This window comes from Campylobacter sp. BCW_4321, assembly GCF_001763075.1.
GTDB lineage: Bacteria > Campylobacterota > Campylobacteria > Campylobacterales > Campylobacteraceae > Campylobacter_D > Campylobacter_D jejuni.
Genome location: NZ_MJYA01000035.1, coordinates 112,871 through 125,713, shown reverse-complemented (window position 1 = coordinate 125,713; position 12,843 = coordinate 112,871). Strand labels below are relative to the sequence as shown.

The 12,843-nt window shown below is 30.0% G+C and carries 12 protein-coding genes; 8 read left to right on the top strand and 4 right to left on the bottom strand.

The window, feature by feature from the left end; genetic code table 11:
* Positions 1–4: 4 nt before the first annotated feature.
* The gene (ruvA, locus tag AJN58_RS05675) at positions 5–556 is read right to left on the bottom strand and encodes a Holliday junction branch migration protein RuvA (RefSeq protein ID WP_070275157.1); all 552 of its coding nucleotides are present in this window, start codon (positions 554–556) and stop codon (positions 5–7) included.
* Entirely contained in the window at positions 532–2,391 is a 1,860-nt protein-coding gene (locus AJN58_RS05670) for a flagellar assembly protein A (protein ID WP_070287139.1), read from the bottom strand. The genes ruvA and AJN58_RS05670 overlap by 25 nt, the downstream gene beginning before the upstream one ends.
* 103 nt (positions 2,392–2,494) lie before the next feature.
* On the opposite strand from AJN58_RS05670, the gene murJ reads away from it, so the two are divergent.
* Genes murJ through AJN58_RS05635 form a run of 7 tightly spaced genes read left to right on the top strand, consistent with a single transcriptional unit; the run spans position 2,495 to position 11,074 of the window.
* Positions 2,495–3,946, top strand: coding sequence for a murein biosynthesis integral membrane protein MurJ (murJ, locus tag AJN58_RS05665; RefSeq protein WP_002856935.1), 1,452 nt, complete (start codon positions 2,495–2,497; stop codon positions 3,944–3,946).
* Complete coding sequence (cysS, locus tag AJN58_RS05660) at positions 3,946–5,334, top strand: cysteine--tRNA ligase (protein WP_070278354.1); 1,389 nt, start codon at positions 3,946–3,948, stop codon at positions 5,332–5,334. Before murJ ends, cysS begins: the two co-directional genes overlap by 1 nt.
* Positions 5,327–7,069, top strand: coding sequence for an ABC transporter ATP-binding protein (locus tag AJN58_RS05655; RefSeq protein ID WP_002881145.1), 1,743 nt, complete (start codon positions 5,327–5,329; stop codon positions 7,067–7,069). Before cysS ends, AJN58_RS05655 begins: the two co-directional genes overlap by 8 nt.
* A 31-nt stretch (positions 7,070–7,100) precedes the next feature.
* Positions 7,101–8,159 (top strand): quinone-dependent dihydroorotate dehydrogenase, encoded by a 1,059-nt coding sequence (locus AJN58_RS05650; RefSeq protein ID WP_002872967.1) that lies wholly within the window; start codon positions 7,101–7,103, stop codon positions 8,157–8,159.
* Entirely contained in the window at positions 8,156–9,406 is a 1,251-nt protein-coding gene (locus tag AJN58_RS05645; protein ID WP_070278352.1) for a M16 family metallopeptidase, read from the top strand. Before AJN58_RS05650 ends, AJN58_RS05645 begins: the two co-directional genes overlap by 4 nt.
* Complete coding sequence (gene dapA / locus AJN58_RS05640; RefSeq protein WP_070275152.1) at positions 9,399–10,295, top strand: 4-hydroxy-tetrahydrodipicolinate synthase; 897 nt, start codon at positions 9,399–9,401, stop codon at positions 10,293–10,295. Before AJN58_RS05645 ends, dapA begins: the two co-directional genes overlap by 8 nt.
* Positions 10,295–11,074, top strand: coding sequence for an enoyl-ACP reductase (locus AJN58_RS05635; RefSeq protein ID WP_070278348.1), 780 nt, complete (start codon positions 10,295–10,297; stop codon positions 11,072–11,074). Before dapA ends, AJN58_RS05635 begins: the two co-directional genes overlap by 1 nt.
* Before the next feature lie 40 nt (positions 11,075–11,114).
* On the opposite strand, the gene AJN58_RS05630 is transcribed toward AJN58_RS05635, so the two are convergent.
* Together AJN58_RS05630 and AJN58_RS05625 are read right to left on the bottom strand one after the other, a co-directional pair.
* A complete protein-coding gene (locus AJN58_RS05630) occupies positions 11,115–11,420 on the bottom strand; it encodes a hypothetical protein (protein ID WP_070278346.1) in 306 nt (101 codons plus the stop codon).
* A gap of 11 nt (positions 11,421–11,431) precedes the next feature.
* Positions 11,432–12,028, bottom strand: a complete 597-nt coding sequence (locus AJN58_RS05625) for an MBL fold metallo-hydrolase (protein ID WP_070278344.1) — start codon at positions 12,026–12,028, stop codon at positions 11,432–11,434.
* Between the two features lie 73 nt (positions 12,029–12,101).
* Between AJN58_RS05625 and AJN58_RS05620 the strand changes: the two genes are divergently transcribed.
* On the top strand, positions 12,102–12,842 hold the full coding sequence (locus tag AJN58_RS05620) for an NAD+ synthase (RefSeq protein WP_070278342.1): 741 nt from the start codon (positions 12,102–12,104) through the stop codon (positions 12,840–12,842).
* The last annotated feature ends 1 nt before the right edge of the window (position 12,843 follow it).

Sequence of the window (12,843 nt, the reverse complement as noted above, 5' to 3'; positions counted from 1 at the left end):
TCCTTTATCCTAGTTTTTTAAGAGCTTCTTTGATGAGTTCGCTTGTGCCTGTTGCTTGAGCACTTGCTAAAACACTTATGATTTTTTCTTGTTTAAAGCCTAGAGTAAGAAGTGCGGCTAAGGCTTCGCTTTTATCATCGCTTACACTTTCAAGTTTGGTTTTTGTGTCAGAAAGTTCTACTATAATGCGTTTTGCACTTTTTGGACCTATGCCAGGTACTTTTTTAAGCACACTTTCATCGCCCAAACTTAACGCCTTGTAAAAAGAATTTACATCAAGACTAGAGCATACCGCCATAGCAGTATTTGCACCCACTCCATTGACTTTTAAAAGCATTTCGAACATTTTTTGTTCATCTTTATCCAAGAAGCCATAAAATTTATTAGAATCTTCTTTGATGATTTGAGTGATAAAAAACTCATGCTTTTCTTGAGTTTGAATTTTAGCAGAACAAAAAAGCGAAATAAATATCCCATAGCTTAAACCACTAGCGCATTTAACAATGATAAAAGCAGGTTCTTTTTTTGTGATTATTCCTTCGATGCCGACAACCATGCTATATCCTTTTCTTCATAATCTAATTTTTTATGTATTTCTATACTTTCTTGGTTGTTTTGTATGACTTTTTTAATACCTATAAATTTAGCACTTTCATTAACAAATGAAGAGTAAAAAATATCTTCTTTAGGCTCTAGAAGTGAAAATTTGATCTCATTCATATCAGTCCATTTGCCACTTTTATTTATAAAAGTTGCTTCAAAAAGCATTTTTTGTAAATTGATTAATTCTAATTGTAAAGATTTTTTGCGTTCAAGAAGTTCTTTTTCTTCATTTTGTAGTTTATTTAATTCAAGATTTTGTAAAGAGAAATCTTTTAGGGCTTTTTCGTATTGTACAGGAACATTTTGACCTTGATTTTTAAGTTCTGTTATCTTTTTTTCAACGCTTAAAATTCCATTTTTACTTGATAAAATGTATTGTCTTATTTTATTTATTTTATGATTTAACTTAGAAATTTGCTCTCCTAAAATCGCAAATTCTTCATCATAATTTTTATCAAGAGTTTTAATTTTAGCATGAAATTTATTGTTATCCCCGTTAATGCGTTCTATTGTGGTGTTTTCAAAAAACACACAAGAATTATTACTTTCTAAATTTTCTATATAGATTTTATCAGCTTGTATACTTCCACCTAAACTTTTTTTAATTCTCACTTCTTTGGCTTTGATTGTTCCCCCTTCGAGCAAATCTATATTTAAAATTTCGGCTTCTGCAAATCCTCTATGAGTTTTTATATAGGCTTGTTTGGCTTGAATTTTGGCTTTAGAGTGTGTAGTGCCTTCAATTTTCATTTTAGTGGCATTAAGTTGAGTGTTGCTTCCTATGCTTCCGACTACATTTAATTCTTCACATTCTATCCCAACGCCAGAATTTACAGCATCTTTTACTTCTGAAAGAAATTTTATATTGATTTTGACATTTTTGTCTAGTCCAGCTCTTATAATCCCTATATTTTTAAAATCCACCCCATTAAAATCTAGTTCATTGGCGATATCAAAATTTTCACCATCTTGTACTACATAACCTTTTTTTAAGGCTATATATTCTGTGTATCCATCTTGCTCTACTTGTTTAAAAGCCGAAGAACAAGAAAATTTAACTTTATTTTCATTTGCGGCTAAAACTTTTAAGGTGTGTAAATTTAAGTCTTTTCCTTCTTTACCTTGTTTAAATTTGGTGTGTTTTAAAACAACTTCATTTTCATCAACAGCAATAATACCTGAGCGTTTTTCATCGATAGTGTAGTTTTTGGTTTTTTCTTTATAAGTCAAGATTAGAGATTCGTCTTGACTTTCTATAGGATCAATACCTTGTGCAACGGTAATTTGTATAGTTTTATTTAAAGGGGTGTTTTTATGTTGGTTGCAAAAAGACATTAAATTTTTCTTAAAATCAAAAATGCGGATACCTATTAAAAATTTAAGTTTCAACATCTTTTTATAAATATTTTGCAAAAGTTCTAGTGCTAGTTTTTCATGAAAGTCTAAATTTGTAAAATCAATTTGAGCAACTATTTTGGTTAAATTTTTATTTGCAACTAGTTTGACTGCTTGAAATGCTTTGCTTTGGTTTATACCATGGAAAATTTCTATTTTGTATTCTTGCTTGATTTGAAGATCATTTTTTAAAAAAAATTCATCTTTATCAAAAAGAGTTAATTCTTTTTCAGAGATTTTTTCCCATTCTAAATCTCCAAAACGATATTGTGTAGAAAATGCCAATAAACTAAAATCAAGCTCATTTAAGCTAAGGTTTGTTCGTGAAGCTACGCTTAAAAGCTCTCGAGCTGGATTTTCTGTATAGGCAATAATTTTTTCATCCAAAGCCAAAACTTTCCCCTTGTAAAAAATTAAGAATGTAATTATAGTCAATTTTTAATCAATTTTAGTTAAAATAATTCTCTTTATATTTTGAAATTTATGAAAAAATTTAATGAAGAGTTTAGTATTTAAAAATTTTATTATCAATGCTTTAGGAATTTTATTTTCAAGAATTTTAGGGCTTGCTAGAGATGTTTTAATAGCGCTTTTTTTAGGAGCAGGGCTTTATAGTGATATTTTTTTTGTGGCTTTAAAAATGCCTGCTTTTTTTAGAAGAATTTTTGCAGAAGGGGCTTTTGGACAAAGTTTTTTGCCTAATTTTGTAAAAGCGAAAAAAAAAGGAGCTTTTTGTGTTAGTGTAATGATGCAATTTAGCCTTATAGTTTTTTTATTTTGTCTTTTGGTAAGTTTTTTCTCCTCTTTTTTTACTAAGCTTTTTGCTTTTGGGTTTAACGCAGATACTATAGCTTTAGCGGCTCCTTTAGTGGCGATTAATTTTTGGTATTTGTTTTTTATTTTTTTAGTTACTTTTTTAGGAGCTATTTTAAATTATAGACAAAAATTTTTCATTACCTCTTTTTCTGCGGCATTATTTAACTTAAGTATTGTTATAGCTGCCTTTTTTGTGGATAAAAATGCACCGCAAAATACACTTTATTATTTTTCTTATGCAACGGTTTTAAGCGGGGTGGCACAGCTTATTTTACATTTGCTTGTTTTAAAAAACAATCCTGTAATCCGTGCTATGGCTTTAAGTATAAAATTTAAAAAAGCCAAGGCGAAATTACAAGGTTTTTATGGCAATTTTTTTCATGGAGTTTTAGGTTCTTCTGCGACTCAATTTAGCTCATTGCTTGATACAACCATAGCTAGTTTTTTAATGAGCGGGAGTATTTCTTATCTTTATTATGCAAATCGTGTATTCCAACTCCCCCTTGCACTTTTTGCTATCGCTTTAACTCAAGTTTCTTTTCCAAAAATTTTAAAACATTTAAAAAGTGGTCAAGAAAATTTAGCCTTAAAATTTATGCAAAGAGCATTAGCGCTTTTAAGCATTTTGCTTATTGCTTCTAGTATTGTAGGTTCTGTGTTTGCTTTGGAAATTTCAAAACTTTTATTTGAAAGAGGAAATTTCACTCACGAAGATAGTGTAATTACGGCTTATGTTTTGATTGCTTATCTTATAGGGCTTTTACCTTTTGGTTTGCAAAAGCTTTTTTCTTTGTGGCTTTATGCAAAATTTAAACAAAAAACAGCAGCTTGGATCGCGGTAAAATCTTTAATTATCAGTGCTTTATGTTCTATGGCTTTTATATTTTTGATTAAAGATGAAAGTTTAAAGGTTATTGCAGTAGCACTTTCAAGCTCTATTAGTGCTTTTTATTTGCTTGGAGCTAATATCAAAGAATTTGGTTTTAAGAAATTTTTTGCTTTAATATCTATTAAAATTTGCTTGTTGGTTATAGTTGCTTTGATTGTTTTTACAATCTTACTTATTTTGATTAAACCTTATATTTTAAGTTTTTTTATAGGAATTTTTACAAGTTTTAAAGGAGTTTTTTAATGAGATTATTAGACAGTGTAGCAAAAGAGAAAATAAAACTTGATAAAAAAGATATTAGTATTTACTTATGCGGACCTACGGTTTATGATGATGCACATTTAGGACATGCAAGAAGTAGTGTTTGCTTTGATCTTTTGCGTAGGGTTTTACTTGCTCAGGGCAATAGGGTAAAATTTGCTAGAAATTACACAGATATTGATGATAAAATCTTAAAAAAAATGGCTCAAAGTGGTCAAACTTTAGAGGAAATTACGGAATTTTACATCAAAAGTTATGAAGAGAATATGAGGGCTTTAAATGTATTAGATCCCGATTTTAAGCCTCGTGCAACGCATTATATAACAGCTATGCTTGATTTGATTAAAAAGCTTGCCAAGGATGGGTTTGTTTATACTCTAGAAGATGGAATTTATTTTGATGCAAGTAAAGATGAAAAATATTTAAGCCTATCAAATCGCAATTTAGAAGAAAATATCTCTCGTTTAAGTAATGAAGTGCAAAAAAGAAATGAAAGCGATTTTGTGCTTTGGAAATTTGATGAAAATTTTTACGAAAGTGAATTTGGCAAAGGGCGTCCGGGTTGGCATACTGAATGTGTTGCTATGATTGATTCTATTTTTGAAAATACTCTTGATATACATGCTGGAGGGATAGATTTGCTTTTTCCTCATCATGAAAATGAGGCTGCGCAATGTCGTTGTGGATGTAAGAGAAAATTAGCAAATATTTGGCTTCACAATGGTTTTGTAAAAATCGATGGTGAAAAAATGAGTAAAAGTTTAAATAATAGTTTTTTCATAAAAGATGCTTTAAAAGAATTTATGGGCGAGGCTCTAAGATTTTATCTTTTGAGTTCTCATTATAGATCTCATTTTAATTATTCTTTATCGGATTTAGAAAATGCTAAAAAACGTTTAGATAAATTTTATCGCCTTAAAAAAAGATTGGATTTAGGTGAAATTTCTGATTTTGATGTTTTAAATGATATTGAAATAAAAAGCGAAATTGCTAAGCAAATTTTAGAGATTTTAAATGATGATTTAAATATTTCTAAAGCCTTAGCTCTTTTGGATGATTTTATAAGTAATGCAAATTTAGAGTTGGATAAAGAAAGCAAAAATAAAATTTTAAAACAAAATATCAAAAAAGCTTTAAGTGAGCTAGCTAAAATTTTTGGCTTTGGTTTTATGGATACAACTTTATATTTTCAATGGGGTGTAGGCAAAGAAGAACGAGAAGAAATTGAAAAGTTAATTTTAGAACGAACTGAGGCTAAGAAAAACAAAGATTTTAACACAGCTGATGCAATAAGGGAACAACTAAGTAATAAAAAAATCACTCTTTTAGATACTCCAAATGGAACAATTTGGGAGAAAATAAATGCATAATGAGATGAATTTAAAAGAGGTTTTAATACGCTTTAAGCCCTTTTATAAAAGATATTGGAAGCAATTTGCTATAGCTATTTTTGGTATGATTTTAGCAAGCGGAGGAACTGCTGGAAGTTTTTATGCTTTAGAGCCTATTTTAAATTATATTTTCGTTGAAAAAAATGAAGCTTTACTTTATACAGTGCCTTTTTTGCTAGTATTGATGTATTTTTTTAAAAATCTTGGAACTTATTTGCAAAGTTTTTATGTTTCCTTTATAGGAACAGATATGTTAAGAGTATTGCGTGCTAGGGTTTTAAAAAATATTTTACGCTTGGATATGGATTTTTTTAAACGCTATAGAAGTGGGGAGCTTGTAAGTCGTTGCACTAATGATATTAATGCGCTTCAAAGCATAGTATCAAACATTATTCCTGATTTTTTTAGAGAGCTTTTAACTGCTATAGGACTGCTTGCGGTAGTCTTGTATCAAAGTCCTACTTTGGCTTTTTTTGCTTTAGTGATTTTGCCTTTAGCTATTTTCCCTTTGGTGTGGTTTGCTAAAAAACTTAAAAAATATGCAAGAAATATACAAGAAACAAATTCGGATTTACTTTCTTATTTGGGTGAAATTTTTTCAAATATTGAATTGATCAAAGCTAATGATAATGAAAAAAAAGAAAGTGATAAATTTGCTAAGCATAATGATACTTTATGTAAATTAAACCTAAAATCCGCACGTATTGATGCACTTACAAGTCCTTTAATGGATATGATGGGCTCTGTTGGGGTTGCTGTGGTGATTATTGTAGGGGGTAGAGAGGTTATCAATGGTTCTATGAGTGTGGGAAGTTTTATTAGTTTTGTTTCGGCACTTTTTGCGATATATACTCCTTTAAAGCGTCTTTCGTCTTTATATGGAAAACTTCAAGGTGCTGTTGCGGCAAGTGAAAGAACTTTTTATTTATTGGATTTAGAACCTCAAATTAAAGGTGGAAGCAAAGAATTAAAAAACATTGAAAAAATTAGCTTTGAAAATGTTGAATTTGCTTATGAAAACCCGCATAAAAGTGTTTTAAAAGGCGTAAATTTTGATTTTGTTAAAGGGCAAATGCTTGCTCTTGTAGGGACAAGTGGGGGTGGTAAATCTTCTATTATTAATCTTTTGATGTATTTTTATGAAAAGCAAAAAGGTAAAATTTTACTCAATCAAGAAGATATTAGTACTTTTACCATAGAAAGCTTACATGCTAAAATAGGACTTGTAACACAAAATATTTATCTTTTTAATGATAGTTTTGCTGCAAATATTGCTTATAGCGAAGAGTTAGAAGAAGAAAAAGTTATCCAAGCTTTAAAATTGGCCAATGCCTATGAATTTGTTAAAGAAATGGGCGGGATTTGGGCTGAAGTAAAAGAACATGGTAAGAACTTAAGTGGAGGGCAAAAACAAAGAATAGCAATCGCTAGAGCTTTATATAAAAATCCTGATGTGCTTATTTTTGATGAAGCAACTTCAGCTTTGGATAATGAAAGTGAAAAAGCAATAGTTAAAACTATAGAAAACTTAAAACAAGACAGATTGATTTTAGTGGTTGCACATCGTTTAAGCACTATAGAAAATGCAGATAAAATAGTAGTATTGGATAAGGGCAAGGTATTGGCAATAGGTAAAGATGAAGAGCTTTTGCAAACTTGTTCTTTATACCAAAAATTTAAAAGCAAAGAAAAAACAAAGCCTAGCTTTAGTTAATTTTAGTTAGAATTTTAAAAAGGATTAAAAAATGGCTTATGAAATGATAAAACCTTTACTTTTTAAGTTAAACCCTGAGCATGCACATGCTTTGGTTGAATATAGCTTAAGAGCTTTAAGTGCCAGTTTTCCAGGAGCTTTAAGTTTTTTAGCACACAAATATATAGTTGATGATGAGAGTTTAAGACAAAATTTACTTGGACTTGATTTTAATAATCCTGTAGGTTTAGCAGGAGGCTTTGATAAAAATGCCACCATGATAAGACCTTTGAGTGCTTTAGGATTTGGCTTTTTGGAAGTGGGAACTTTTACTCCAAAACCTCAAGAAGGCAATGAAAAGCCACGTCTATTTAGACTTGTAAAACAAGAAAGTATACAAAATGCTATGGGTTTTAACAACGAAGGTGCTGAAAAGATTGCTTTAAGGCTTGCAAAAACTTATCCTTTTGTTTTGCCTTTAGGGGTAAATATAGGGAAAAATAAAATCACTCCAAATGACAAAGCCTTGGAGGATTATTTTACTTTGTTTAGAGATTTTAAGGATTTGTGTGATTATTTTATCGTTAATATCTCATCTCCTAATACTAAAAATTTAAGAGAGTTGCAAAATGATGATTTTTTAAATACCTTGCTTGAAGAAGCCAAAAAAATCACTTCTAAGCCTATTTTGATAAAAATTGCTCCTGATATGAAAATAGATGATGCTTTAAATTTATGTGAAAATGCCATTAAAAAAGGTGCAGATGGGTTTATATTAGCCAATACCAGTGTTGATTATAGCTTGTTAGATAATAATCGTACTTTTGGTGGTATTAGCGGAAGGCTGATTACGGAAAAAAGTGGTATTTTTTTCAAAGAAGTAGCTAAGATTCTTTTTGGTAAAACCTTGCTTATTGCAAGTGGAGGGATTGATAGTGCTGATATTGCTTATGAGCGTATTAAAAATGGGGCTAATTTGGTGCAAGTTTATACAGCTTTGATTTTTAAAGGTCCTTCTTTGGTAAAAAATATCAATCAAAATCTTATAGAGCTTTTAAGAAAAGATGGTTTTTTACATATTAGTGAAGCTGTTGGGGTAAATTTAAAATGATTGCTTATGAAAAAATTCAATTAAAAAACAAGCTTGAAGTTTATGCTTTGCCTGTAAATAAAAATAGCGATGTGATTAGCGTTGATATTTTTTATAAAGTGGGTTCAAGAAATGAGATCATGGGAAAAAGTGGCATAGCTCATATGCTAGAACATTTAAATTTTAAAAGTACTAAAAATTTAAAAGCTGGCGAATTTGATGAGATTGTTAAGGGTTTTGGTGGTGTGGATAATGCAAGCACAGGTTTTGACTATACTCATTATTATATTAAATGTGCGAAGAAAAATTTAGATAAAGCTTTAGAGCTTTTTGCAGAACTTATGGCGAATTTAAATTTAAAAGATGAAGAATTTCAGCCTGAAAGAGCAGTGGTTTTAGAAGAGCGTAGATGGAGAACAGATAATAACCCTTTGGGATATCTTTATTTTAGACTTTTTAATCACGCATTTATGTATCATCCTTATCATTGGACTCCTATAGGTTTTTTTAAGGATATAGAAAATTGGAGTATTGAGGATATTAAAGAATTTCACAGCATTTACTATCAACCTAAAAATGCGATTTTGCTTGTAAGTGGCGATATAGAAAGTAAAGAAGTTTTTGAGCTTTCAAAAAAACATTTTGAGAAGATTAAAAATACTAAGACTATACCTAAAATTCACACAAAAGAGCCTAAACAAGATGGAGCAAAAAGAATATATTTGCATAAAAACTCAGATACTGAACTATTAGCCCTTGCTTATAAAATTCCAAATTTCAAACACGAAGATATACCTGCTTTAAATGCTTTATCTGAGCTTTTAGGAAGTGGGAAAAGTTCTTTAATGAGTGAAATTTTGATTGATAAATTAAATTTAATCAATGATTATTATGCTTATGTTAATGATTGTATAGATGAAAATTTATTTATTTTTATTTGTAATTGTAACCCCAATGTTAATGCAGAAAAAGTAGAAAAAGAGCTTTTAAAAATCATTGATAAACTTAAAATGGGTAAAATTTCTCAAAAAGATTTGCAAAGAGTAAAAAATAATGTTAAAAGTGATTTTATTTTCTCACTTAACAATGCTAGTGCAGTGGCAAATATTTATGGTTCATATCTAGCAAGAGGAGATATCAATCCTTTGTTAGATTATGAGAAAGATATACAAAATTTGGAATTAAAAGATTTGATTTCTTGTGCTAAAAAATATTTTATTCAAGAAAATTCAACTACGGTAATTCTAAGAAAGGATTCAAATGGATAAAAATATTATTATTGGGGCGATGACTGCTCTTATTACACCATTTAAAAATGGAAAAGTTGATGAGCAAAGTTATGCAAGATTGATTAAAAGACAAATAGAAAATGGCATCGATGCAGTAGTTCCAGTAGGAACAACAGGAGAAAGTGCAACTTTAACTCATGAAGAACATAGAACTTGTATAGAGATAGCCGTTGAGACTTGTAAAGGAACTAAGGTTAAGGTTTTAGCAGGTGCGGGAAGTAATGCAACTCATGAGGCAGTGGATTTAGCTAAATTTGCTAAAGAACATGGTGCTGATGGGATTTTAAGTGTGGCGCCATATTATAATAAACCTACGCAACAAGGACTTTACGAGCATTATAAGGCTATTGCACAAAGTGTAGATATTCCTGTGCTTTTATATAATGTTCCAGGAAGAACAGGTTGTGAAATTTCAACAGATACTATTATCAAGCTTTTTAGAGATTGTGAAAATATTTATGGAGTAAAAGAAGCGAGTGGAAATATCGATAAGTGTGTGGATTTGCTTGCGCATGAACCTAGAATGATGCTTATTTCGGGAGAAGATGCGATCAATTATCCTATACTTTCAAATGGTGGAAAGGGAGTGATTTCAGTAACTTCAAATTTATTACCCGATATGATTAGCGCTTTAACTCATTTTGCTTTAGATGAAAATTATAAAGAAGCTAAAAAAATCAATGATGAGCTTTATAATATCAATAAAATTTTATTTTGTGAAAGTAATCCTATTCCTATTAAAACGGCTATGTATATAGCTGGATTGATAGAAAGTTTGGAGTTTAGACTTCCTCTTTGTCCTCCAAATAAGGAAAATTTTGCTAAAATTGAAGAAGTGATGAAAAAATATAAGATCAAAGGATTTTAATGAATACAGAATTTCAAGGAAAAACTTTAGTAATCAGCGGTGGAACTCGCGGGATAGGCAAAGCTATAGTTTATGAATTTGCTAAAGTGGGTGCAAATATAGCTTTTACTTATAATTCTAATGCGCAAATTGCTGATGAAATGGTGCAAGATTTGGAGAAAAATTATAAAATCAAAGCTAGAGCTTATGAATTTAATATCTTAGAACCTGAAACCTATAAAGAACTTTTTGAAAAAATTGATGTGGATTTTAATAGAGTGGATTATTTTATCTCAAATGCTATCATTTCAGGACGTGCGGTTGTAGGTGGTTATACTAAATTTATGAAGTTAAAACCAAAGGGAATTAATAACATTTTTACCGCCACAGTAAATGCTTTTGTGGTAGGAGCTCAAGAATCAGCTAAAAGGATGGAAAAAGTAGGGGGTGGAAGCATTATTTCTATTTCATCTACAGGAAATTTAGTGTATATAGAAAATTATTCAGGTCATGGTACAGCAAAAGCTGCTGTAGAAGCTATGGCAAGATATGCAGCTACTGAACTTGGAGAAAAAAATATCCGTGTAAATGTCGTAAGTGGTGGGCCTATTGAAACCGATGCTTTAAGAGCTTTTACAAATTATGAAGAAGTAAAACAGGCTACTATAAATTTAAGCCCTTTAAATCGCATGGGGCAGCCTGAAGATTTGGCTGGAGCATGTCTTTTTCTTTGTTCAAGTAAGGCAAGTTGGGTGACAGGACATACTTTCATCGTTGATGGTGGTACAACTTTTAAATAAAAATTAAGAAAAATCAATGGATTTTTCTTAAAAATATTTTTCAATCAAGCTTTAATTTCCACCCTAAAAAAACGCTTAATAATGCAAGTAAAAAAATAAAATTTAAAATCCAATTACCAAAACCTATAAAACCTATAGACAATACACTATAAAAAAATCCTCCCACAGCTGAATAAATACAAATGGTACTTAAAGATCCATTTTCTGCCATTTTTTTACATGGGCAGATTTTATAAAATTTTTTATCGTTAAATTGATTTTTCTTTTTATTTCCCAAAAATAAACCAAAAAGAGCAAAAAGATTTAAAAAAATAAAAGCATATAATAAAATTTGATCTAATTCCATTTTAATATACCTTAAAAGTATCTAAGCCAAGAGGGTAAATGGGCTTGTTCTTTTTTTAAAGTAGTCTCTTGTCCATGTCCTGGTAAAAGTTTAAAATCTTCTTTGTAAGTCATAACTTTTTCTAAGCTTTGTTTCATTAAATTTGCATCTGAATAAGGAAAATCCCATCTTCCTATGCTTCTATAAAATAAAAAATCTCCACTAAATATGATATTTTTACCTACAATTTCTATCATAGTGCAACCTGGCGTATGTCCTGGTAAAAAGTGAAATTTAAAATCAAATCCGCCTATAGAAATGATATTTTCATCATCAATCAAATAATCCGCTTTGCTAGATATAAAACCTTGATTAAAAGGATCTTCAAGCATAAAAGCATCATTTTTATGAATATAAATAGGGATTTGATAGGCTTGTTTTACTTTTTCATTATCCCAAACATGATCGTAATGTCCGTGAGTATTTAAAATCGCTAAAGGATTTTTTACATGTTTTTTGATGAAATTTAGCGCATCAAAACCAGGATCAATGATAATTTCTCCATGCTCACCAAATAAAATATAACAATTTGTCTCATAAGCTCCACAAGCTTGTTTGATAATTTGCATTTTTTGCCTCTTTAATGAAAAATTTGCCTTAAATAAATATAATTATACATTAAATTTTTAAAAGGCAAGCTTTATGGATTGGCAAAAGATAACAGAAAAAATGTGTGATTTTATACAAGAAAAAGTGAAAAATTCTCAAAGTCAAGGTGTGGTTTTGGGGCTTAGTGGCGGGATTGATTCTGCTTTAGTAGCAACGCTTTGCAAAATAGCTTTAAAAGAGAATGTTTTTGCTCTTTTAATGCCAACTCAAATTTCAAATAAAGCCAATCTCGAAGATGCTTTAAGGCTTTGTGCGGATTTAAATCTTGAATATAAAATCATAGAAATTCAAAGCATTTTAGATGCTTTTATAAAGCAAAGTGAAAATACTACTCTAGTATCGTTAGGAAATTTTGCAGCTCGCATTAGAATGAGTTTGCTTTATGATTATTCTGCTTTGAAAAATTCTTTAGTCATAGGCACTTCTAATAAAAGCGAATTACTTTTGGGTTATGGTACGATTTATGGGGATTTAGCTTGTGCTTTTAATCCTATAGGATCGCTTTATAAAAGTGAAATTTATGCCTTAGCAAAATACCTTAATTTGCATGAAAATTTTATCAAAAAAGCTCCAAGTGCGGATCTTTGGGAAAATCAAAGCGATGAGGGGGATTTAGGTTTTTCTTATGCAAAAATCGATGAAGGTTTAAAAGCCTTAGAAACTAATGACGAAAAACTTTTAAGAACGCTTGATCCTTCTTTGATTGCTATGTTAAAAAATCGCATGCAAAAAAATGCTTTTAAGGGAAAAATGCCTGAAATTTTGGAAATTTAAA

Bases quoted from the DNA above. Each gene is read 5' to 3' on its own strand.
- AJN58_RS05625 (WP_070278344.1), bottom strand. From the start codon at position 12,028: ATGCAAATTATCAAACAAGCTTGTGGAGCTTATGAGACAAATTGTTAT.
- dapA (WP_070275152.1), top strand. From the start codon at position 9,399: ATGGATAAAAATATTATTATTGGGGCGATGACTGCTCTTATTACACCA.
- AJN58_RS05650 (WP_002872967.1), top strand. From the start codon at position 7,101: ATGGCTTATGAAATGATAAAACCTTTACTTTTTAAGTTAAACCCTGAG.
- AJN58_RS05655 (WP_002881145.1), top strand. From the start codon at position 5,327: ATGCATAATGAGATGAATTTAAAAGAGGTTTTAATACGCTTTAAGCCC.
- AJN58_RS05645 (WP_070278352.1), top strand. From the start codon at position 8,156: ATGATTGCTTATGAAAAAATTCAATTAAAAAACAAGCTTGAAGTTTAT.
- murJ (WP_002856935.1), top strand. From the start codon at position 2,495: ATGAAGAGTTTAGTATTTAAAAATTTTATTATCAATGCTTTAGGAATT.
- ruvA (WP_070275157.1), bottom strand. From the start codon at position 556: ATGGTTGTCGGCATCGAAGGAATAATCACAAAAAAAGAACCTGCTTTT.
- cysS (WP_070278354.1), top strand. From the start codon at position 3,946: ATGAGATTATTAGACAGTGTAGCAAAAGAGAAAATAAAACTTGATAAA.
- AJN58_RS05635 (WP_070278348.1), top strand. From the start codon at position 10,295: ATGAATACAGAATTTCAAGGAAAAACTTTAGTAATCAGCGGTGGAACT.
- AJN58_RS05630 (WP_070278346.1), bottom strand. From the start codon at position 11,420: ATGGAATTAGATCAAATTTTATTATATGCTTTTATTTTTTTAAATCTT.
- AJN58_RS05620 (WP_070278342.1), top strand. From the start codon at position 12,102: ATGGATTGGCAAAAGATAACAGAAAAAATGTGTGATTTTATACAAGAA.